Raw genomic sequence first — 20,291 nt, forward strand, 5'->3', positions numbered from 1 at the left:
AGTCGTGCAGACCCCCACCGCCTCGACGCGGCCGACGCACGCCATCGCCGTCCTGCTCGCGGCAGTGCTGTGGGGCACGACGGGCACGGTCGCCCACTTCGCCCCGGACGGCGCCTCCGCGCTCGCGATCGGCCTCGCCACGTTCGGCATCGGCGGCGTCGTGCTCGCCGCCGTGTCTGCGAAGCGCGTGCTGGCGGTGCTGCGGCAGCGCGCGCACCTCGGCTGGGTGCTCGCCGGCGCGGTCGGCGTCGTGCTCTACCCCGCCGCCTACTACCCCTCGATGTCGCTCGCCGGCGTCGCCGTCGGCAACGTGGTCGCGCTCGGCTCCGGCCCCATCTTCGCCGCGCTGCTCGAGTGGGCGGTCGACCGGCGGCGGCCCGACCTTCGCTGGGCGGTCGCGACCGGCGTCGCCGTGGTCGGCATCGTGCTGCTCACCCTCGGCGGAGGCGGCCACGGAGCGGCCGGTGCCGCGGATGCGTCGGCCGCGCCCGCGGGCGTGGCGTTGGCGCTCGTGGCGGGGCTGGGCTACGCGCTGTATGCCTTCGCGGGGGCGAGGCTCATCGGCCGTGGCGCACCCTCCACGGGGGCGATGGGCGCCCTGTTCCTGGTCGGCGGCCTCGTCTGCCTCAGCTGGCTGGCCATCATCGGTCTCGGCTCCCTCGCCTCCCCCGCCGGGCTCCTCACGGTCGGCTACCTGGCGCTCGTGCCCATGGCGCTGAGCTACCTGCTGTTCGGCTACGGCCTGCGCATGCTCGCCTCCTCGACGGCGACGACGATCGCGCTCGCGGAGCCCATCGTCGCGACCGTGCTCGCCGTGCTCGTGGTCGGCGAGCGGCCTGCGATCATCGGCTGGATCGGTCTCGCGGTGGTGGCGCTCGGGATCGCGCTGCTCACCGCACCGCGCCGCGGGACGCGCCGGTTGACGGGCACAGCGCTCGGAGTAGCGTCGGGGTACAGCGAACCCGAAGGAGCCGAGCATGACGCAGGACGACCCACGGACGAAGCACCGCAGCGCTGACTTCCCGGCGCAGCAGCAGGACGCGCAGCCCGGGCACACCGAGCAGACGGCCCCCGAGCCCGACCACGGCGAGTCGAGCTGGGTCGGCAGCGGCAGGCTCACCGGTCTGCGCGCGCTCATCACCGGCGGCGACAGCGGCATCGGCCGTGCCGTCGCCATCGCCTATGCGCGCGAGGGCGCCGACGTCGCGATCGTGCACCTGCAGGAAGAGGCGGAGGATGCCGCAGAGACGGGCAGGCTCGTCGAGGCCGAAGGTCGGCGCTTCCACGCGATGGCCCTCGACCTCGGCGAGGAGCAGGGCTGCATCGACGCGGTCGCGGGTGCCGTCGAGCAGCTCGGCGGCCTCGACGTGCTGATCAGCAATGCGGCCTACCAGCGGCAGCGGAACGGCATCGAGCAGCTCGAGGTGGCAGAGGTCGAGCGCGTGTTCCGCACGAATCTCGTCGCCGCGCTCGTGCTCGCCCGCGAGGCCGTCCCGCATCTGCGCCCCGGCGCATCCATCATCGCCACCACCTCGATCCAGGCGGAGGAGCCATCCCCCGGCCTGCTCGACTACGCGATGACCAAGGCGGCGCTCGTCGCCTACGTCGAGGCCCTCGCCGTCGAGCTCGGCGAGCGCGGCATCCGCGTCAACGGAGTGGCGCCGGGCCCGATCTGGACGCCGCTCATCCCGGCGACCGACTTCCCCGACGAGAAGGTCGAGGAGTTCGGCAAGAACACGCCGCTGGGCCGCGCGGGCCAGCCCGCTGAGCTCGCGGGCGCCTACGTCTACCTCGCGAGCGAGGAGGCGTCGTATGTCTCGGGTGCGATCGTGCCCGTCACCGGAGGAAGGGGATTCTGATGCCAGATCCGCACATCAAGGACGAGGAGCTGTACGAGAAGCTCCGCGACGAGGGCAACTCGAAGGAGAAGTCGGCGCGCATCGCCAACGCCGCAGCCCGCGACGGCCGCGACGAGGTCGGCGAGCGCGGCGGCGAGGCCGAGGACTACGACGATCGCACCGTCGACGAGCTGCGTCACCGGGCGAAGGAGCTCGGGATCGAGGGCTACTCCGGCCTGAAGAAGGACGAGCTCATCGAGCAGCTGCGCAACCACTGACACGACGGCGCCCCGCGAGCGCGCCGCACCGCGGGGCGCCGGTCGGTGAGAGGATGCCGCTGTGGAGCAGCAGCAGGGGCGCGATGAGACGCCGGAGGAGCGCGCAGATCGCAACTTCGCCGACATCCTGCAGGAGCTGCGCGTGGTGCTCACGGGCACCCAGCTGATCTCGGGCTTCCTGCTGGCGGTCGCGTTCCAGACCGGGTTCCGGGATCTCGACGGCGACGAGATCGTGCACTACCTCGTGCTGGTCGCCATCGCCGGGCTCGCGACGCTGCTGGGCATGACGCCCGTGGTCGTGCACCGGCTGCACTTCGCCAAGCGCATGAAGGCCGACGTCGTGCAGCTCGGCAATCGCCTGCTGATCGCGACGCTCGTGGTGGTCTCCGCGCTCGTGGTCGGCGTCACCTCGTTCATCTTCGAGGTCGTGGTCTCGCAGGCCGCGGGTCTGTGGGCGGCCGGCCTGACGGTCGCCGTCGTGGTCACGCTCTGGGCGCTCGCCTGGTCGGCGCACCGTCACGCGCCCGACCGCGAGGCCTGAGCCGCACGCTCGGCCGCACCCGACCCATCCGCAGCACCGCGCACTCTGTTGCGCCGCGTTACCGGTGCCCTGGCCGAGCGCTCCAGCCCCCTGCCAGGCTGACCGCACCGGCACAGATGGAGGGCTGCGATGAGGGCGCACTGTCGCGACGAGCACGCGTGGGACGGCTTGACCAGGGTCGACCTGGAGCGCCCGTCGAGCCGCAAGTGGAGCCTGCACCCCGGCACGATCGGCGCCTGGGTGGCAGAGATGGACTTCGGCACCGCGCCCGCCGTGCGCGAGGCGCTGCGACGGGCCGTCGACGACGACGTGCTCGGCTACCTCTCCCCCGCGACCGCTGCAGATCTCGCCGCCGCGACCGCCGAGTGGCAGGCGCGCGAGCACGGCTGGCGGATCGATCCCGAGCGCGTGCACGCCGTCTCCGACGTGATGGCGGCGCTCGGCGTCGCCGTCGAGGAGTTCTCGCCGGCAGGCTCCGCGGTGATCGTGCCGACCCCGGCCTACATGCCCTTCCTCACCTTCCTCGAGACGCTCGGGCGCCAGGTCGTGCAGGTGCCGGGCGTCGTGGTGGAGGGGCGGTGGCAGCACGACCTGGAGGGCATCGACCGCGCGTTCGCCGCAGGCGCAGGCACGCTCGTGCTCTGCAATCCGCACAATCCCACCGGCACGGTGCTGCCGCGCGAGGAGCTCGAGCGCATCGCGGCGGTCGTCGAGCGCCGCGGCGGCCGCGTGTTCGCCGACGAGATCCACGCGTCGATCCGCTTCGACGGACGCACGCACGTGCCCTACGCATCCATCTCCGCCGCCACCGCCGCCCACACGATCACCGGCACGAGCGCGTCGAAGGCCTGGAACATCCCTGGCCTGAAGACCGCGCAGCTCATCACGTCGAACGAGGCGGATGAGGCGGCCTATCGGCGCTTCGGCTTCGCCGTCGTGCACGGGGCGTCGACGCTCGGCGTGATCGCCTCGACCGCCGCCTACCGCGAGGGCGCCGCGTGGCTCGACGGCACCGTCGACTACCTGCAGCGCAATCGCGACCTGCTGGGCGCGCTGCTCGCCGAGCGCCTGCCGGGCGTGCGCTGGCACGCGCCGGAGGCCACGTACCTCGCCTGGCTCGACCTCGGCGGGCTCGCGCTCGGCACCGACTCCCCCGCGACGCTGCTGCGCGAGCGGGCCGGCGTCACCCTCACCGACGGCTCGCTCTGCGGCGTCGGCTCCGAACAGCACGTGCGGCTCGTGTTCGCCACCCCCGCGCCCGTGCTTGCGGAGGCGGTCGACCGGATCGCCGCTGCGCTGCAGCCGGTGAGCGCCGGCGGCGCCCGATGACCGCCGGGCTGGGGTTCGCGACCAGGCAGATCCACGCCGGCGCGATCGTCGACGCCGAGGCCGGCGCGCGCGTCACCCCGATCTACCAGAGCGCCGGCTACGTCTTCGACAGCTTCGACGACGGCGTCGAGCGCTTCGCCGGCCGCAGCCGCCGCCGCGCGTACTCGCGCAACGACAACCCCACGAACGTGGTCGCGGGCAGCCGCATCGCCGATCTCGAGGGCGGCGTCGACGGCGTGCTGGTCGCGAGCGGTCAGGCCGCGATCGCCATGGCGCTCGCGGCGCTCGCGCAGGCGGGCGACCACATCCTCACCACCGACCGGCTCTATGAGGGCACGCGCGAGATGCTGCGCGGTGCGCTGCGCCGCCAGGGGCTCGAGTTCGAGGCGCTGCCGATCGAGACGGATGAGGATGCCTGGGTCGCCGCCGTGCGGCCCCAGACCCGCGCGATCTACGCGGAGTCGATCGCGAACCCGCTCGGCGAGGTCGCCGACCTCGCGCTGCTCGGCCGGGTCTCGGCGCGCACCGGCGTGCCGCTCGTGGTCGACAACACCGTCGCGACGCCCTACCTGTGTCGCCCGTTCGAGCACGGCGCGGCCATCGTCATCCATTCGACGTCCAAGTGGCTGAGCGGCCACGGCTCGGTCATCGGCGGCGCCATCGTCGATGGCGGCACGTTCGACTGGGGTGCGGCCGCCGCGCGCTTCCCGCACCTGCACGAGCGACGGCCCGGCGGCGTGGCCTCGTTCGTCGAGCGGTGCGGCCCGGCGGCCTACGCCGCCTACCTGCGCGCGGTGGTGGTGCTCGAGCACGGCCCGAGCTTCCCGCCGACGAGCGCCTTCCTGCTGCTGCACGGCATCGAGACGCTGTCGCTGCGCATGGAGCGCCACGTCGCGAACGCGCTCGCCGTCGCCGACGCGCTCCGAGCGCATCCCGCCATCTCCCGCGTGCACTACCCCGGCGCAGGCGACGGACAGGAGGCGATCGTCGCGCGGCTGCTGCCCGACGGCGCTGGCTCGATCGTCTCGATCGACCTCGCCGGCGGGCGCGATGCAGCACGCACCTTCCTCGACCGGCTGCGGCTGATCAGCCAGATGACGCACATCGGCGACGTGCGCACGCTCGCGATCCACACCGGCAGCACCATCCACGGGAAGCTCGACGAGCAGGAGCGCCTGGACCTCGGCATCACGCCGGGCCTCGTGCGCATCTCCGTCGGACTCGAGCAGGCCGACGACATCGTCGCCGACCTGCTGCGGGCGCTCGATGGGGTGAGCCCATGAGCCTGCGCTACTCCTTCGAGCTCTTCCCGCCGCGCGACGAGGCGGCCTCGCGCCGCGTCGACGCCGCGGTCGACGCCTTCATCGCCCTCGAGCCGGAGTTCGTCTCGGTCACCTTCGGCGCGGGCGGCTCCACCTCGCGCCACTCGCTGACGGTGCTGCAGCGGCTGCTCGACGGCGGCGCGAACCCGATGGCGCACCTGACCTGCACGGGGCTCGGCGTCGACGAGACCGCACGGCTCGTGCGACAGTTCCTCGACGCCGGGATCACCCGCTTCCTCGCCCTGCGCGGCGACCCGCCGCAGGCGGGCGTGCGGCTGCCGACGACCTCGCTGCAGTCGGCGTCGGAGCTCGTGCAGCTGATCCAGCGCGTCGAGTCGGAGCGCGTGCCCTACGCGGAGCTGCGGCTGCCGGGCCTGCGCGCCTCCTCGCTGTCGGAGCGGCGGGCGGCCGTCGACGTGGCCGTCGCCGCCTTCCCGAACGGCCACCCGGGCGCCGGCGTGCACCGCTCCGACATCGACGCGCTGCTGGCGAAGCAGGCTGCTGGCGCCACCATGGCGATCACGCAGCTGTTCTTCGACCCCTACGACTACGCGCGCTTCGTCGAGCTCGCTCGCGGCAGGGGCGTCACGATCCCGATCGTGCCGGGCGTCGCCATTCCGACTTCGCTGCGCCGGCTGGTGCGCTCCGCGGAGCTCGCGGGCGAGGGCCTGCCACGCGTGCTCGCCGATCGGCTCGAGCTGGCGAGCGCAGCGGATGCCGTGCGCATCGGCGTCGACGCAGCCGTCGCCCTGATCGGCGCGCTCGCAGAGCACGACCCGCCGGCCGTGCACCTCTACACCTTCAACGACCACCAGCCCGCGATCGACGTCCTCCGGGGCGTCGGTGCACTGCCACTCACCACCACGGGAGCACCATGACCACCTCGTTCTTCGCCGGCGGCACGATCCTCGGCTACCCGCGCATCGGCCGGCGCCGCGAGCTCAAGCGCGCCCTCGAGGCGCACTGGCGCGGCGCCATCGACGACGCGGCCTTCCACGCGGCGGCGAGCGCCAATCGGCTCGCCGACCTCGATCGCCTGCAGTCGCTGGGGCTGCGCGCCGCAGACGCATCGATCCCGATCGAGGCAGCGCACTACGACCACGTGCTCGACGCCACCCTGACCTTCGGCGCCGTGCCGCCGCGGCTGCGCGGGCGGCTCCCCGTGGGGCTCGCCGGCGAGTGGCTGCTGGCCCGCGGCGACGGCGACGACGCGCCGCTCGAGATGACCAAGTGGCTCGACTCGAACTACCACTACCTGGTGCCGGAGCTCGACGCCGAGACCACCTTCTCGCTCGCCGACACCCGCATCGTCGACAGGTTCATCGAGGCAGCGCGCGCCGGCGTGCACGGCCGCCCCGTGGTGGTCGGGCCCGCGACCTACCTCGCGCTCGCGAAGGCCGAGGGCATCCGCCCCATCGAGCTCGCAGAGCGCCTGGTGCCCGCCTACGGCGCCCTCGGCGAGGCCCTCGCGGCGGCCGGTGCCACCTGGGTGCAGCTCGACGAGCCCGCCCTGGTCGCCGACCTCGAGCAGGTGAGCCTCGACGAGCTGCAGTCAGTGGCGCGCGCCGGAGCGCTCGCGCTCCGGGCCGCTGGCCTGCGGGTGCTGCTGCACGTCGGACACGGGGATGCCGCGGGTCGCGTCGAGCCGCTGGCCGACGCGGTCGACGCCATCGCGATCGACCTCGTGCGCGGCACGGCGCCCGAGACCGGCGCCACGCCGCTGGTGGCCGGCGTCGTGCACGGCCGCAATGTCTGGCGCACCGACCTCGACGGCGCCCTGGAGCGCGTGCGAGCGCTCGCGGCGCGCGGTCCGGTCGCCGTCGGCACCAGCACGAGCCTGCTGCACGTGCCGCACGATCTGACGATCGAGGAGGCGCTGCCGCAGCGACTGCGGTCGTGGCTGGCCTTCGCCGACCAGAAGGTGGCGGAGGTGGTGGCGCTCGCCGCCGCCGCTCACGGTGCGGTCGACGAGGCTGCGTTCGCCGCTGCCCGCGCCGCCGTCGCCGACCGCGCTGCAGCCCCGGGCGTGCGCGACGGCGCGGTGCGCGCGCGGCTCGCCGCGCTGCCCGCCGATGCACGCGACCGCGCGCCCTACGCCGACCGCGCCGCAGTGCAGCAGCAGGTGCTCGAGCTGCCGCCGCTGCCGACCACCACCATCGGCTCGTTCCCGCAGACCGGCGAGATCCGCACCGCGCGCGCCCGTCACGCCCGCGGCGAGCTCGACGACGCGGGCTACACGGAGGTGCTGCGCGCCGAGGTGCGCCGCGTCATCGAGCTGCAGGAGGAGCTGGGGCTCGACGTGCTCGTGCACGGCGAGCCCGAGCGCAACGACATGGTGCAGTACTTCGCCGAGCACTTCGATGGCTTCGCCGCCACGCAGCACGGCTGGGTGCAGTCCTACGGCTCGCGGGCGACGCGGCCGTCGATCCTGTGGGGCGATGTCTCCCGGAGCGGCCCCTTCACCGTCGAGTGGATCGCCTACGCGCAGTCGCTCACCGAGCGCGTCGTCAAGGGCATGCTCACCGGTCCCGTGACGATCCTCGCGTGGTCGTTCGTGCGCGACGACCAGCCGTTGGGCGAGACGGCCGATCAGATCGCGCTCGCGCTCGCCGACGAGATCGCCGACCTCGAGGCAGCGGGCATCCGCATCGTGCAGGTCGACGAGCCCGCCCTGCGCGAGCTGCTGCCGCTGCGGCGCGAGGCGCGGCCCGCCTACCTCGACTGGTCGGTGGGCGCCTTCCGCCTCGCGACCGCCGCGGCTGCTCCTGCCACCCAGATCCACACCCACCTCTGCTACTCCGAGTTCAACACCGTGGTGGGGGCGATCGACGGTCTCGACGCCGACGTGACGAGCATCGAGGCCGCACGGTCTGGCATGGAGGTCGTCGGCGCGCTCACCGAGCATGGCTTCGGGCGCGGCATCGGCCCGGGTGTCTATGACATCCACTCACCCCGAGTGCCGACAGCCGACGAGCTCGACCGACTGCTCGGCACCGCGACCGCCGGCATCCCCGAAGGCCTGCTGTGGGTCAACCCCGACTGCGGGCTGAAGACCCGCGGCTACGACGAGACCGTCGCGAGCCTGCGAGGTCTCGTCGAAGCAGCGCAGCGCGCTCGCGCGGTGAAGGTGTGACCTGAGCGCGAGCGCGCGGCGATTGTTCCAGATCCATCACATCCGTTCCATATTCGTGACAAACGTGCCAGTATCGTCACATGAATCTCAGCGAGCCGCTTGACGGTCTGACGACCGCGGTGGGGTCTGCTGTGCTGCGTGTGCTCGCGCGCACGGATTCGGGACTCTCCGGACGCCAGGTGCATGCGCTGGCAGGCATCGGCTCGACCTCCAGCGTGCACCGGGCGCTGGCGGGCTATGTGGAGGTCGGCCTGGTGAGCCCTGAGGCGCGACCGCCCGCGATCATCTACCGCGCCAATCGCGAACACGTGCTGTGGCCCGTCGTCGAACTGGCGATCGGCGCGAGATCACGGGCATTCGACAGCATCCGACGCTTCTGCGAGGAGGATCTGCCCGCCGACCTCGGGCTCACCGTCCTCGTCTACGGCTCGGTCGCCCGTCGCGAATCGACGCGCGAGTCGGATCTGGATCTGTTCGTCGTCTACCCCGACGGCATGGACGAGGACGCAAGGTCGGAGCTCAACTACCGGATCGCGCAGCACGTCGAGCGCATCACGGGCAACGAGGCACAGGTCTACTCCATCGAACGCGCGGAGCTCGACCAGCGGATCGCCGACCACGATCCGCTGGTCAGCAATGTGCTGACCGACGGCATGCTCGTCGCCGGGCCGGCACTCCCGCGAGCCGCACGGCGCGCCATCGCATGAGCCCTCGAATCAGTCCTCGACGGCAGCCGATGGATGCCGCCGCTGTGCGCATCCGCCTCAACGATGCCCGGACGCGTCTGGTCTCCGCAGAGCTGCAGCTCGGCGGAGACAGCCAGCACGAGTGGAAGCATGCCGCTGAGATCGCCGTCAGTGCCGGCATCGCGGCAAGCGACGCGATCTGCGGGCACGTGCTCGGCTACAAGGTTGCATCCGAGTCCCATCGCGACGCAGTCGCAGCGCTGCGAGAAGCCTCCAGCGCCGCCACCGCCAAGCATCTCGACACGCTGCTGGCAGCCAAATCCACCCAGTCCCACGGTGACCGCCTGCCCACCCACGCGGATGCGTCGCGCCACGTCCTGCACGCTCAACGGCTCCTTGACGCAGCCGAGTCCACCGTCAGCACCTGAACGGCTCGCTGCCCGCAGCGACGCCTGGGCACCAGCGGACGCATGCGGTCGACGATGACCTCCTCGTCCCGCCGCTGGCAGGACTAGCGTGGCCGCATGCCGCGGATGCAGCCGGTGGAGTCGTCGAGCATCGAGGCCGTGGGCTTCGAGCCGACGCGCAACGAGCTGACCGTGCGGTTCGTCGGCGGCGCCAGCTACATCTACGGCATGGTGCCGCGCGCGGTGTTCGACGAGCTGCTGGCCGCCGCCTCGAAGGGCCGGTTCGTGAACCAGCACATCAAGCCGCGATACCCCGTGCGGAGCGCATGACGCCCACGCCCATCGGGCGGTGACGACCTTCAGCCTTCTGTGACGCCGTGTTGCGCCGCGGCGTGCGGCGCGCCTGGCAATCGGCTTTGCTTGGGTCAGCACCAAGCACCGCTTATGGAGGTCATCGTGAACCGCTCCCCGCATCCCCGTCGCACAGCCATCGCCGGCGCCGCCATCGTCGCCCTCGCGCTCACGGCCTGCTCGGCCAGCGAAGCGACCTCACCGCAGGCGGGAGGCGACGGCCCGGTCGCCGGCGGCACGCTCACCTACCTCGAGCACCAGGCCTACACCTCGCTCTACCCGCCGTCGGCCGGCTTCTACCCCAACGGCGCGCTCGTCAACAACCTGACCGCGCGGCTGCTGCACCAGGACCCGGAGACGCTCGAGCTCGAGCCGTGGATCGCGACGGCGCTGCCGGAGGTCTCGGCGGACGCCACCGAGTACACCTTCGACCTCCGCACCGACGTGACGTACTCCGACGGCACGCCGCTCACCGCCGAGAACGTGGTCGCCAACATCGACCTCTTCGGCCTGGGCGACCAGGATCGCGCGCTCATCGTGAGCGAGGCGATCAACAACTACGAGCGCGGCGAGGTCGTCGACGAGGACACGGTGCGCTTCCACTTCAGCGCCCCCTCGCCCGGCTTCGGGCAGGCCGTCTCCACCATCAACTCCGGTCTGCTGGCGGATGCCTCGCTCGAGCTCGACTCCGAGGGATTCGGCCCCGGCAACGCCACGCAGGTGATCGGCGCTGGCCCCTTCGTCGTGGAGTCGGAGGAGCTCGGCGCGAGCATCCGGCTCGCCGCTCGCGACGACTACGCCTGGGCGCCGCCGAGAGCCTCGAACCAGGCACGGGCGCACCTCGACACCGTCGACATCGTGATCGCGCCAGAGGACAGCGTGCGCATCGGATCCCTCACCTCCGGCCAGGCGCACATCGCGCGCCAGGTGGAGCCGCAGCACGAGGAGCAGGTGGCCGCCGCCGGCCTCGAGATCGTCGCCGCGCAGACGAACGGCGTGAACAACGGCCTCAGCTTCCGCTTCGACCACCCGCTGTTGCAGGACATCCGCGTGCGCCAGGCGCTCATCGCGGGCATCGACCGACAGGAGGTCGTCTCGTCGATCTTCTCCGAGGGCTACCCGCTGGCGACCTCGTCGCTCAGCCAGACGGCCCTCGGGTACGAGGAGCAGTCGGGCGCCTACGAGTTCGATCAGGAGCGCGCGAACGCGCTGCTCGACGAGGCCGGCTGGGAGCTCGGCTCCGACGGCATCCGTGTCCGCGACGGCCAGCGCCTGCACCTGGTCGTGAACGAGGCGCTCCCCCAGCCCCGCTCGCGGGATGTCATCACGCTCGTCTCGCAGCAGCTGCGCGAGATCGGCGTGGAGCTCGAGCTCTTCCAGGGCGATCAGGCCGCGCAGACCGCCGCAGCGACCGACATCGACCAGATCCAGATCTACCACTCGATGGTCGGCCGGGCCGACTTCGACGTCATCAAGAGCCAGTACTCGATCGAGAACCGCAGCACGCTGCTCAACGCCGACGAGTCGGGCGCCCCCATCGACGCCGAGCTCGAGGCGCTGCTGCAGCAGGTCGCCTCCGAGCCCGACACCGAGGCCCGCGCCGCCGCTTCCGCCGCCGTCCAGGCCCACCTCACCGAGCAGGCCTACGTGCTGCCCTTCTTCGAGGAGCCGCAGGTCTACGGCCTGCAGCCGGTCGTGCACGGCTTCGAGACCGAGTCGGTCGGCCGCCCCAGCTTCGCGGGCGTCTGGCTCGAGGGCTGAGGCGCGGATGCCCTACGCACTCCGGCGCACGGGCCAGGCGGTCCTGGTCGTGGTCGCGACCTTCGTGCTGGCCTTCCTGCTGCTGCACGCGCTGCCGGGCGATGCCATCGTCGCCCGGTACGCGAGCCCGGAGCTCGGCCTGAGCACCGCGCAGCTGCAGGAGCTGCGCGAGGTCTACGGCGTCGACCAGCCGATCTGGGTGCAGCTGTGGCAGTCGGCGGTCGGCTTCCTGACGGGAGACCTCGGCACCTCGCTGCAGAACGGCGCCGACGTCGAGGCCCTCATCGCCACGGCGCTGCCGTCGACGCTCGCGCTCGCATCGCTCGGCTTCGTCGTCGCGGTGCTGCTGGCCGTCGGCATCGCGGTCGCCGCGACCTTCTCGGGGGCGGAGTGGCTGCGCCGCGCGTTCCGCTCGCTGCCGCCGCTGTTCGTCTCGATCCCGGTCTTCTGGCTCGGCATCGTGCTGCTGCAGGTGGTCTCGTTCCGACTCGGCCTCGTGCCCGTCATCAACGCGAATCCCGTGGAGGCGCTCATCCTGCCCGTCATCACGCTCGCGGTGCCGATCGCCGCACCGCTCGCGCAGGTGCTCATCCGCAGCATCGACGACACCGTCGCCGAGCCCTTCATCGCCGTGGCGGCCTCGCGCGGTGCGAGCCCCCGCTGGCTGCTGTCGAAGGAGGTCGCGCGCAACTCGCTGCTGCCGACGCTCACGATCGCGGGCGTGCTGTTCGGCGAGCTGATCGCCGGTGCCGTCGTGACCGAGACCGTCTTCGCCCGCACCGGCCTCGGCCGCCTGACGCAGGAGGCGGTCGCGACGCGCGACATCCCGGTGCTGCAGGCGATCGTCGTCATCTCGGCGGTCGGCTTCGTGGCGATCAACCTGCTCGTCGACCTCGTCGCCCCGGCGATCGACCCGCGGCTGCGGAAGGCGGTGCACGCATGAGCGCCATCGCCTCGAGCCTGCTGCCCAGGCGCACGGAGCGCGCGGCTCGCCCGCGTCCGCGCGCCACCCTCGTCCTCGCCATCGCGGTGCTCGCGCTCGCCCTCGCGTGGGCCGTCGTGCCGTGGCTGTTCACCGCGCAGGACCCGATCGCCGGTGTCGCGCTCGATGCCCTGCAGGCGCCCAGCGCCGCGCATCCGTTCGGCACCGACGCCACCGGCCGCGATCTGCTCGCCCGCGTCATCTTCGGCGCCGGCAACTCGCTCGCCGGCGCCGCCATCGCCGTGCTCGTCGGCCTCGTGGTCGGCACCGCGATCGGCGTGCTCGCCGGCTCGACCGGCGGCGTCGTCGAGGAGGCGCTCATGCGCGTCGTCGACGTGCTGCTGGCCATCCCCGGACTGCTGCTCTCGCTCAGCGTGATCGTGCTGCTCGGCTTCGGCGTCACGAACGCCGCCATCGCGGTGGGCATCACCTCGATCGCCGTGTTCGCGCGGCTCGCGCGCTCGCAGGTCGTGCGCGTGCGCCGCAGCGACTACGTCGAGGCGGCGTTCGGCTCCGGCGGCTCGTTCCTCGCCGTGCTGTGGCGCCATGTGCTGCCCAACTCGCTCGGCGCCGTGCTGGCGCTCGCGGCGCTGCAGTTCGGCAGCGCCATCCTGCAGATCTCCACCCTCGGCTTCCTGGGCTACGGCGCGCCGCCTCCCACTCCCGAGTGGGGCCTGCTCATCGCGGAGAGCCGCGACTACGTCGCCACCGCCTGGTGGCTCACCACGCTGCCGGGGCTCGTCGTCGCGGCCGTCGTGCTGTCGGCCAACCGGATCGCGGCAGCAGTCAGAGGAGGAACGAGATGAGCGCACTGCTCACGATCGACGACCTGGCCATCTCCTACCGCGCCCGCAGGGAGCGCCGCACGGTCGTCCACGGCGTCAGCCTCGAGGTGCAGCGCGGCGAGGTGCTCGCCCTGGTCGGCGAGTCTGGCTCCGGCAAGACCACCATCGGGCAGTCGATCATCGGCCTGCTGCCAGAGGGCGGCCGCATCGAGCGCGGTGGTGTCCACCTGCAGCTCGCGGGCGGCCCCGTCGACCTCACCCGGCTCTCCCAGCGCGCGCTGCAGGAGATCCGCGGGGCCCGCATCGCGCTCGTGCCGCAGGATCCCGGCACCTCGCTCAACCCAGTGCAGACGATCGGCGCCTCGGTCGCCGCGCCCATGCGCATCCATCGCTGGGGCACGAAGGAGGCGATCCGGCGCCGCGTGACCGACCTGCTCGAGCGGGTCGGCCTCGATGACCCGGAGCGACGCGCGAGGCAGTACCCGCACGAGCTCTCCGGCGGCATGCGGCAGCGCGCGCTCATCGCGGCCGCGATCGCGCTCGAGCCCGACCTGATCATCGCCGACGAGCCCACCAGCGCCCTCGACGTCACCGTGCAGCGCCGCATCCTCGACCTGCTCGACGATCTGCGCGCGGAGCTCGGCTCGAGCGTGCTGCTCATCACCCACGACCTCGCGGTCGCCGCCGAGCGCGCAGACAGCATCGCGGTGCTGCAGGCGGGCAGGCTCGAGGAGCACGGCGATGTCCGCCGGGTGCTGCGCGATCCCGAGAGCGACTACACCGCAGCGCTGCTGGCCGACGCGCCGGCGCTCTCGGACGCCTCACCCCGGTTGCCGCGTCTCGCGGCGGAGCCGCTCGTCACGATCGACATGCTCGTGCACGACTACGGCCGTCGAGGATCCGGCACAGGGGCGGATGCGTTCCGTGCCGTCGACGGCGTCGGCCTGCAGATCGCGCCGGGCACGACGCACGCGCTCGTCGGCGAGTCCGGCTCGGGCAAGACCACCATCGGCCGCGCGCTCGCCGGCTTCCACCGCCCCACCTCTGGCACGATCCGCATCGGCGAGCTCGACGTGCTCGCCGAGCGCGGCAGTCGCAGGCTGCGCCGCGCGGTGCAGCTCGTCTCGCAGAACCCCTTCGCCTCGCTCGATCCGCGCCGCACGATCGGGCAGACGATCGGCGAGCCGCTGCAGAACCTCCCGATCGCCGAGGGCGGCGTGCGAGACCGGCGACGGCTCGCCGAGCGCGTCGCCGCCGCCCTCGAACAGGTCGCCCTGCCCGCAGAGACCGCAGCACGGCTCCCCCGCGAGCTCTCCGGCGGGCAGCGGCAGCGCGTCGCGATCGCGCGTGCGCTCATCATCGAGCCGGCGCTGGTCGTGCTCGACGAGGCGGTCTCGGCGCTCGACGTCACCGTGCAATCGCAGATCCTCGAGCTGCTCGAGCGACTGCAGCGCGAGCTCGGCCTCACCTACCTGTTCATCACCCACGACCTCGCGGTCGTGCGCCGCATCGCCGACACCGTCACGGTGCTGCGGCGCGGGCGCGCGGTCGAGACGGGCACGGCACAGCAGGTGCTGACGAGCCCGCAGCACGAGTACACGCAGGCGCTGCTCGAGGCAGTGCCCGCACCCGACTGGCTGCGGGACGCCCGCCGCGATCAGCGCTCATCATCGACCGGGCAGCTGGAGGTGGCGTGATGGCGCCGACGATCGGATTCTTCACCCGCGTGCTCGACGACGCGGCGGCGGCGGAGCGCTACCGCATCGCGCTCGAGCACATCGAGCTCGCCGAGCAGCTGGGCTTCGAGACGGCGTGGGTCGCGCAGCATCACCTCGACGGCGCGGAGGGCGGACTGCCCTCGCCCTTCGTGCTGCTCGCGGCGGCAGCGGCGCGCACCACGCGCATCCGCCTCGGCACCGCCATCCTCACCCTCGCGCACGAGCACCCGGCGCGAGCCGCGGAGGACGCCGCCGTGCTCGACGCGCTCTCCGGCGGACGCGCAGAGCTGGGGCTCGGCACCGGCGGCAGCCCGCGCACGCTGAGCGCCTTCGGCGAGGACCCCGCGCTCCGCCGCGCGATCTACGACGCGAAGCTCGTGCGGCTGCGCTCGCTGCTCGACGGCAGCGGCGACGTGGCGATCTATCCGCAGCAGTCCACCGGCCTCGAGGGCCGCATCTGGCAGGCGACGTTCTCGGTCGAGGGCGCCCGCGCCATCGGCGCGCAGGGCGACGGGCTCATGCTCTCGCGCGTGCAGCCCGTTCCCGCCGACCACACCGGCGCCGAGCCGCCGCGCGTCTGGGAGGTGCAGCGGCTGCTCGTCGATGCCTACCGCGAGGCGCTGCCCGTCGGCGTCGCCCCGCGCATCCTCGCCTCGCGCAGCGTCGTGGTCGTCGATCAGGCAGACCGCCGGACGGTGCGGGCGCTCGCGGAGACCGGCATCGGCAGGCAGGTCGCGCAGCTGCACGGGGTCGCGCCGGGCTCGCTCTCGCTCGACGAGCTGCTCGTGCGCAGCGAGACCCACCTCGGCACCGCCGCGGAGGTCGCCGAGTCGCTCGCGGCCGATTCGGTCGCCGCCGAGGCGACCGAGGTGTCGATCCAGGTGCACTCGGTCGACCCCGATGCATCCATCACCGCCCGCTCGCTCGAGCTGTTCGCACGAGAGGTCGCGCCGGCGCTCGGCTGGCGCGCAGCACCAGAGACCCAGGAGGAGCGCCATGTCGCGTGACGTCATCGACCACCTCGCCGAGATCCCCGCAGGATCGCGACTCGACGAGATCCGGAGGGCGCGCCCCGATGCGCGCGAGCACGCGCAGCAGAGCTTCCTCGCGCTGCTCGAGCCCGCCGAGCCTGGTGCGCTCGCGCTCGAGGATCGCTACGCCGTCGCCGCGTACGTCGCGCTGCTGCACGACGCAGAGGCGGCCGAGGCTGCGGATGCCGACGACACCCGCTCGCGCTCGTCGTCGTTCTACCTCGAGCTGCTCGCCGACGCCGCGGAGCCGGCCATCCTCGACGCCGTGCGCGACGCCGCGGTCGCGGGTCGCGCATCCGGGCCCTACGGCGACTACCGCGAGCCGCAGCTGCGCGCCGAGGCGGTCGCAGGCCCGGTCGCGACGATCGAGCGCGGTGTGCTCGGCGAGCGCCTGGCGGCCGCGCTCGAGCACGCGCACCTGCTGGTGCTGCACCCGCGCGATGCGCGTCCCGAGTCGCTGCGCGCCCTCACGGCGGCGGGCTGGGGTGCCGACGCGATCGTCTCGCTGAGCCAGCTCATCGCCTTCCTCGCCTTCCAGCTGCGGCTCGTGCACGGCCTCCGCGTGCTCGCCGCGACCCCCGCACCCGCCACGCCGGCACCCGCCGCACCGGCAACCGCCACACCCGCATCCGCCACACCCGCATCCGCCACCGAGCTCGAGGAGGCCCGCGCATGACCGCGATCACCGACTACCCGACCCTGCGCCGGCCCGAGGCGTTCACGCAGGACGGCCTCGGCTGGGTGCCCTGGGCGCCGCCGGTGCCGGAGGCCGAGCTCACCGAGGCGCAGCGCGAGGGGCTCGTGGAGCCTGGGCGCGCGAAGAGCCCGTACTTCCGGCTGCTGGCGCGCGACCCCGAGGCGCTGCGGGCGCGCACGCTCACCGATCTCGACATCTTCCACAACGAGGACGGCGGCATCCCGCGCTGGGAGCGCGAGCTCTCGGCCGCCGCCGCATCGCGCGTGAACGGCTGCGTCTTCTGCGCCTCGGTGCATGCGCGGGCGGCGTCGCGCCTCTCCGGTCGCGCTGAGGATGTGCAGCGGCTGCTCGACGAGGGCGTCGACGCAGATGGTCGAGGATCGGGCGTCGACGAGCGCTGGGACGCGATCGTGGATGCGTCGGCAGCCTTGACGGCGACGCCCTCGGCCTTCGACGCCGGGCACGTCGATCGCCTCCGCGCGGCCGGCATCGACGATGCGGGCATCGTCGACCAGCTCAGCGGCGCGGCCTTCTTCAACTGGGCGAACCGGCTGATGCTGTCGCTCGGCGAGCCGGAGGTCGTCTGATGGGCGTGCCCCGCGTGCTCGACCACATCGTGCTGGCAGGGCCCGACCTCGCTGCGCTCGTCGACGGCTTCGAGCGCACCACCGGCGTGCGGGCGGCTCCCGGCGGCCGGCACCCGAGCGGCACCGCGAACGCGCTGATCGCCTTCTCGCGCGGCGGCGAGCGGGTGCGGCAGTACCTCGAGCTCATCGGCCCCGACGCCGAGGCCGGCTGGGCGGCGGCCGATGTGCCGCGGTTCGGCATCGCCGGGCTCTCGGCACCGAGGGTCGCGAGCTTCGCGATCGCGCCGGACGATCTCGACGCGGCTGTCGCCGCCGCACGCGACGCGGGGCTGGCATACGGCGACATCGAGCCGCTCTCCCGCACGACGCCGGACGGGCGCGAGCTCGCCTGGCGCCTCGGGCTGCCGAGCGACGAGACCGAGCCGCCGTTCCTCATCGACTGGGGCGCGACCCCGCATCCCGCGCTCGACGATCTGCCGGTGCTCGAGCTCGTCGCGCTGCGACGCCTGACGCGCGAGCCCGACGCGGAGCGCGCACGCTTCGCCGCGCTCGGCATCGAGGTCGGCGACGGGCCGGATGCGCTGCAGATCGCCGAGGCGGATGGCGACGGGATCGAGCTCGAGGTGGCGGTCGAGGGCGGCACGGTGGTCATCCGCTGACAGCTCTGCTCTTCCCTTCCCGGCCCCGCCGCGCTTTGCTGGCAGTGCGAGGAGATCTCTCGCGCTGCAGTCAAGGAGGACGGCAATGGCATCTGTCGCACGGATCACCACCATCAGCGCCCGCTCGGAGCAGAGCTTCGAGGACGCGATCAGCCAGGGCATCGCGCGCGCGAACGAGACGCTGCGCGGCATCGAGGGCGCGTGGGTCAAGGACCACGTCGTCAACATCAAGGACGGCACCATCACCTCGTGGCAGGTCACGATGGAGCTCACGTTCGTGCTCGACGACGCGGGCCCCGTGGTCGACGGCTCGGCCGACTGAGCCTCGCCGGCAGCGGCGCACAGGAGCGCGGGGCCGACGCGGGTGCATGCCTCGGTCGACCCCGCGGAGCGCCTGTGCGCCGCTGCCGTCCCGCAATCAACGGACCCGCGCATCCGAATGCTTCCCTGTGATTCGCATCTGAGTACGCTGTTACGCAACTGAGACGGGGAGATGACGATGTCCGACATCACATTCCAGCTGCTGGCGATCGGGATCTACTTCGCGGCGATGATCGCGATCGGCCTCTACGCGGCTCGCAAGACCAAGAGCCACGAGGACTACATGCTCGCGGGCCGCGACCTCAACCCGTTCACCGCGGCGCTCTCGGCCGGCGCATCCGACATGTCGGGCTGGCTCATGATGGGTCTGCCGGGCGCCATCTACGCCGCCGGGCTCATCGAGGCCTGGATCGCGATCGGCCTGACGATCGGCGCCTTCCTCAACTGGCAGTTCGTCGCCCCCAGGCTGCGGGCCTACACCGAGGTCTCGAACAACTCGATCACGATCCCGAGCTTCTTCGAGAACCGCCTCCGCGACCGCACGCGGCTGCTCCGCGTCGTCTCGGGCGTCATCATCCTCGTCTTCTTCACCTTCTACGTCTCCTCCGGCATGGTCGCCGGCGGCGTCTTCTTCGAGTCGACGTACGGCGTCGAGTACATCTGGGGCATGCTGCTCGTCAGCGGCGTCACGCTGCTCTACACGCTCTTCGGCGGCTTCCTCGGCGCATCGCTCACGGATGTCGTGCAGGGCCTGATGATGTTCTTCGCCCTCATCATCGTGCCGGTCATCGCCTTCTTCACCGTCGGCGGCCTGCAGGGCGTGCAGCAGGGCATCGCAGACTCCGGAGCCCGGCTGACCGGCCTCTTCCCTGCCGAGATGGACGGCATGGTCTGGCTCGGCATCATCTCTGCCCTCGCCTGGGGTCTCGGCTACGTCGGCCAGCCGCACATCATCGTGCGCTTCATGGCCCTCAAGACCGTGCACGACGCGAAGGCCGGTCGCAACATCGGCATCAGCTGGATGGCGATCTCGCTCATCGGCGCGGTCGTCGCCGGCTTCGTCGGCATCGCCTATGTGGAGCAGCAGGGCATCGAGCTCTCCAACCCGGAGACGGTGGTGCTGCTGATGTCGCAGGCGCTGCTGCACCCGTTCCTGGCCGGCCTCGTGCTGGCCGCCGTGCTCGCCGCGATCATGTCGACGCTCTCCAGCCAGCTGATCGTCTGCTCGTCGGCGCTCGTCGAGGATCTCTTCCAGGTGTTCGCCAAGCGGCAGCCATCGCAGAAGGTGCTCGTCATCCTCGGCCGCGCTTGCGTGCTCGCCGTCGCGGTCATCGCCATGCTGCTCGCCATCACGCCGAGCGACACCATCCTCGGCCTCGTCGGCTTCGCCTGGGCGGGCTTCGGTGCCGCGTTCGGCCCGATCGTGGTGCTGAGCCTCTACTGGCGCAAGCTCACAAACTGGGGAGCGCTCGCCGGCATGATCGTGGGCGCTGCGACCGTGTTCATCTGGGATGCCATCGAGAAGGCGAACACCGTCGACGGCACGGTCGCGACCGGCTTCGAGTTCTTCACGCTCTACGAGATCGTGCCGGGCTTCTTCCTCAACCTGCTCGTCGCCGTGGTCGTCAGCCTGGCAGCCCCCAAGCACAACCCGGAGGTCGACGAGGAGTTCACGCGCACCGGCACGATCGTCGCTCTCGGCAAGGGGGCGACGGTCGCCGACCACCCGAGCGCAGCGGCCGCGGCCGACCGCAACGCGCTGCCCTGACCGAGCCGGCGACGGCGGTCGCGGACACCTGTTCGTCGCCCGCCGTTCGCCGACCGGACACGGGCGCCGCGATAGCCTGAGTGGTCGCGGCGCCTGG

The 20,291-nt window shown here is 72.5% G+C and carries 21 protein-coding genes; all 21 read left to right on the plus strand.

What is annotated here, in order from left to right; all coding sequences use genetic code 11:
• Window positions 1–4: 4 nt before the first annotated feature.
• The 21 genes from MKD51_RS10325 (at window position 5) to putP (ending at window position 20,194) form a co-directional block, all read left to right on the plus strand.
• On the plus strand, window positions 5–1,018 hold the full coding sequence (locus MKD51_RS10325; RefSeq protein WP_240240216.1) for an EamA family transporter: 1,014 nt from the start codon (window positions 5–7) through the stop codon (window positions 1,016–1,018).
• On the plus strand, window positions 978–1,859 hold the full coding sequence (locus MKD51_RS10330; RefSeq protein WP_240240217.1) for an SDR family oxidoreductase: 882 nt from the start codon (window positions 978–980) through the stop codon (window positions 1,857–1,859). Before MKD51_RS10325 ends, MKD51_RS10330 begins: the two co-directional genes overlap by 41 nt.
• The gene (locus MKD51_RS10335; RefSeq protein WP_240240218.1) at window positions 1,859–2,116 is read left to right on the plus strand and encodes a Rho termination factor N-terminal domain-containing protein; all 258 of its coding nucleotides are present in this window, start codon (window positions 1,859–1,861) and stop codon (window positions 2,114–2,116) included. Before MKD51_RS10330 ends, MKD51_RS10335 begins: the two co-directional genes overlap by 1 nt.
• Before the next feature lie 61 nt (window positions 2,117–2,177).
• Window positions 2,178–2,657, plus strand: a complete 480-nt coding sequence (locus MKD51_RS10340; protein ID WP_240240219.1) for a DUF6328 family protein — start codon at window positions 2,178–2,180, stop codon at window positions 2,655–2,657.
• A 129-nt stretch (window positions 2,658–2,786) separates the two neighbouring features.
• Entirely contained in the window at window positions 2,787–3,986 is a 1,200-nt protein-coding gene (locus MKD51_RS10345) for an aminotransferase class I/II-fold pyridoxal phosphate-dependent enzyme (RefSeq protein ID WP_240240220.1), read from the plus strand.
• Window positions 3,983–5,269 carry an aminotransferase class I/II-fold pyridoxal phosphate-dependent enzyme gene (locus MKD51_RS10350; RefSeq protein ID WP_240240221.1) on the plus strand — a complete coding sequence of 429 codons (1,287 nt, stop codon included), beginning with the start codon at window positions 3,983–3,985 and terminating at the stop codon, window positions 5,267–5,269. The genes MKD51_RS10345 and MKD51_RS10350 overlap by 4 nt, the downstream gene beginning before the upstream one ends.
• The gene (locus tag MKD51_RS10355) at window positions 5,266–6,186 is read left to right on the plus strand and encodes a methylenetetrahydrofolate reductase (protein ID WP_240240222.1); all 921 of its coding nucleotides are present in this window, start codon (window positions 5,266–5,268) and stop codon (window positions 6,184–6,186) included. The genes MKD51_RS10350 and MKD51_RS10355 overlap by 4 nt, the downstream gene beginning before the upstream one ends.
• Complete coding sequence (metE, locus tag MKD51_RS10360) at window positions 6,183–8,441, plus strand: 5-methyltetrahydropteroyltriglutamate--homocysteine S-methyltransferase (protein WP_240240223.1); 2,259 nt, start codon at window positions 6,183–6,185, stop codon at window positions 8,439–8,441. Before MKD51_RS10355 ends, metE begins: the two co-directional genes overlap by 4 nt.
• Before the next feature lie 80 nt (window positions 8,442–8,521).
• On the plus strand, window positions 8,522–9,148 hold the full coding sequence (locus tag MKD51_RS10365; RefSeq protein ID WP_240240224.1) for a nucleotidyltransferase domain-containing protein: 627 nt from the start codon (window positions 8,522–8,524) through the stop codon (window positions 9,146–9,148).
• A 29-nt stretch (window positions 9,149–9,177) separates the two neighbouring features.
• Entirely contained in the window at window positions 9,178–9,555 is a 378-nt protein-coding gene (locus tag MKD51_RS10370) for a hypothetical protein (RefSeq protein ID WP_240240225.1), read from the plus strand.
• Window positions 9,556–9,651: 96 nt separating this feature from the next.
• On the plus strand, window positions 9,652–9,864 hold the full coding sequence (locus tag MKD51_RS10375; protein WP_240240226.1) for a KTSC domain-containing protein: 213 nt from the start codon (window positions 9,652–9,654) through the stop codon (window positions 9,862–9,864).
• A gap of 126 nt (window positions 9,865–9,990) precedes the next feature.
• Window positions 9,991–11,646: a TIGR04028 family ABC transporter substrate-binding protein gene (locus MKD51_RS10380; RefSeq protein ID WP_240240227.1), complete on the plus strand. Its 1,656-nt coding sequence runs from the start codon at window positions 9,991–9,993 to the stop codon at window positions 11,644–11,646.
• A gap of 7 nt (window positions 11,647–11,653) precedes the next feature.
• Complete coding sequence (locus MKD51_RS10385) at window positions 11,654–12,589, plus strand: ABC transporter permease (RefSeq protein WP_240240228.1); 936 nt, start codon at window positions 11,654–11,656, stop codon at window positions 12,587–12,589.
• Window positions 12,586–13,434 (plus strand): ABC transporter permease, encoded by an 849-nt coding sequence (locus MKD51_RS10390; protein ID WP_240240229.1) that lies wholly within the window; start codon window positions 12,586–12,588, stop codon window positions 13,432–13,434. The genes MKD51_RS10385 and MKD51_RS10390 overlap by 4 nt, the downstream gene beginning before the upstream one ends.
• Complete coding sequence (locus tag MKD51_RS10395) at window positions 13,431–15,110, plus strand: ABC transporter ATP-binding protein (RefSeq protein ID WP_240240230.1); 1,680 nt, start codon at window positions 13,431–13,433, stop codon at window positions 15,108–15,110. Before MKD51_RS10390 ends, MKD51_RS10395 begins: the two co-directional genes overlap by 4 nt.
• Entirely contained in the window at window positions 15,110–16,138 is a 1,029-nt protein-coding gene (locus MKD51_RS10400) for an LLM class flavin-dependent oxidoreductase (RefSeq protein WP_240240231.1), read from the plus strand. The genes MKD51_RS10395 and MKD51_RS10400 overlap by 1 nt, the downstream gene beginning before the upstream one ends.
• Entirely contained in the window at window positions 16,128–16,838 is a 711-nt protein-coding gene (locus MKD51_RS10405) for a CMD domain protein (protein ID WP_240240232.1), read from the plus strand. Before MKD51_RS10400 ends, MKD51_RS10405 begins: the two co-directional genes overlap by 11 nt.
• On the plus strand, window positions 16,835–17,446 hold the full coding sequence (locus tag MKD51_RS10410; RefSeq protein ID WP_240240233.1) for an alkylhydroperoxidase domain protein: 612 nt from the start codon (window positions 16,835–16,837) through the stop codon (window positions 17,444–17,446). Before MKD51_RS10405 ends, MKD51_RS10410 begins: the two co-directional genes overlap by 4 nt.
• Window positions 17,446–18,105, plus strand: coding sequence for a VOC family protein (locus tag MKD51_RS10415; RefSeq protein ID WP_240240234.1), 660 nt, complete (start codon window positions 17,446–17,448; stop codon window positions 18,103–18,105). The genes MKD51_RS10410 and MKD51_RS10415 overlap by 1 nt, the downstream gene beginning before the upstream one ends.
• An 85-nt stretch (window positions 18,106–18,190) precedes the next feature.
• The gene (locus MKD51_RS10420) at window positions 18,191–18,427 is read left to right on the plus strand and encodes a dodecin family protein (protein WP_240240235.1); all 237 of its coding nucleotides are present in this window, start codon (window positions 18,191–18,193) and stop codon (window positions 18,425–18,427) included.
• A gap of 177 nt (window positions 18,428–18,604) precedes the next feature.
• Window positions 18,605–20,194: a sodium/proline symporter PutP gene (gene putP, locus MKD51_RS10425; RefSeq protein WP_240240236.1), complete on the plus strand. Its 1,590-nt coding sequence runs from the start codon at window positions 18,605–18,607 to the stop codon at window positions 20,192–20,194.
• The last annotated feature ends 97 nt before the right edge of the window (window positions 20,195–20,291 follow it).

This window comes from Agrococcus sp. ARC_14 (genome assembly GCF_022436485.1).
Lineage (GTDB): Bacteria > Actinomycetota > Actinomycetes > Actinomycetales > Microbacteriaceae > Agrococcus.

Bases quoted from the DNA above. Each gene is read 5' to 3' on its own strand.
- MKD51_RS10330 (WP_240240217.1), top strand. From the start codon at position 978: ATGACGCAGGACGACCCACGGACGAAGCACCGCAGCGCTGACTTCCCG.
- MKD51_RS10335 (WP_240240218.1), top strand. From the start codon at position 1,859: ATGCCAGATCCGCACATCAAGGACGAGGAGCTGTACGAGAAGCTCCGC.
- MKD51_RS10345 (WP_240240220.1), top strand. From the start codon at position 2,787: ATGAGGGCGCACTGTCGCGACGAGCACGCGTGGGACGGCTTGACCAGG.
- MKD51_RS10350 (WP_240240221.1), top strand. From the start codon at position 3,983: ATGACCGCCGGGCTGGGGTTCGCGACCAGGCAGATCCACGCCGGCGCG.
- MKD51_RS10355 (WP_240240222.1), top strand. From the start codon at position 5,266: ATGAGCCTGCGCTACTCCTTCGAGCTCTTCCCGCCGCGCGACGAGGCG.
- metE (WP_240240223.1), top strand. From the start codon at position 6,183: ATGACCACCTCGTTCTTCGCCGGCGGCACGATCCTCGGCTACCCGCGC.
- MKD51_RS10365 (WP_240240224.1), top strand. From the start codon at position 8,522: ATGAATCTCAGCGAGCCGCTTGACGGTCTGACGACCGCGGTGGGGTCT.
- MKD51_RS10370 (WP_240240225.1), top strand. From the start codon at position 9,178: ATGGATGCCGCCGCTGTGCGCATCCGCCTCAACGATGCCCGGACGCGT.
- MKD51_RS10375 (WP_240240226.1), top strand. From the start codon at position 9,652: ATGCCGCGGATGCAGCCGGTGGAGTCGTCGAGCATCGAGGCCGTGGGC.
- MKD51_RS10385 (WP_240240228.1), top strand. From the start codon at position 11,654: ATGCCCTACGCACTCCGGCGCACGGGCCAGGCGGTCCTGGTCGTGGTC.
- MKD51_RS10390 (WP_240240229.1), top strand. From the start codon at position 12,586: ATGAGCGCCATCGCCTCGAGCCTGCTGCCCAGGCGCACGGAGCGCGCG.
- MKD51_RS10395 (WP_240240230.1), top strand. From the start codon at position 13,431: ATGAGCGCACTGCTCACGATCGACGACCTGGCCATCTCCTACCGCGCC.
- MKD51_RS10400 (WP_240240231.1), top strand. From the start codon at position 15,110: ATGGCGCCGACGATCGGATTCTTCACCCGCGTGCTCGACGACGCGGCG.
- MKD51_RS10405 (WP_240240232.1), top strand. From the start codon at position 16,128: ATGTCGCGTGACGTCATCGACCACCTCGCCGAGATCCCCGCAGGATCG.
- MKD51_RS10410 (WP_240240233.1), top strand. From the start codon at position 16,835: ATGACCGCGATCACCGACTACCCGACCCTGCGCCGGCCCGAGGCGTTC.
- MKD51_RS10415 (WP_240240234.1), top strand. From the start codon at position 17,446: ATGGGCGTGCCCCGCGTGCTCGACCACATCGTGCTGGCAGGGCCCGAC.
- MKD51_RS10420 (WP_240240235.1), top strand. From the start codon at position 18,191: ATGGCATCTGTCGCACGGATCACCACCATCAGCGCCCGCTCGGAGCAG.
- putP (WP_240240236.1), top strand. From the start codon at position 18,605: ATGTCCGACATCACATTCCAGCTGCTGGCGATCGGGATCTACTTCGCG.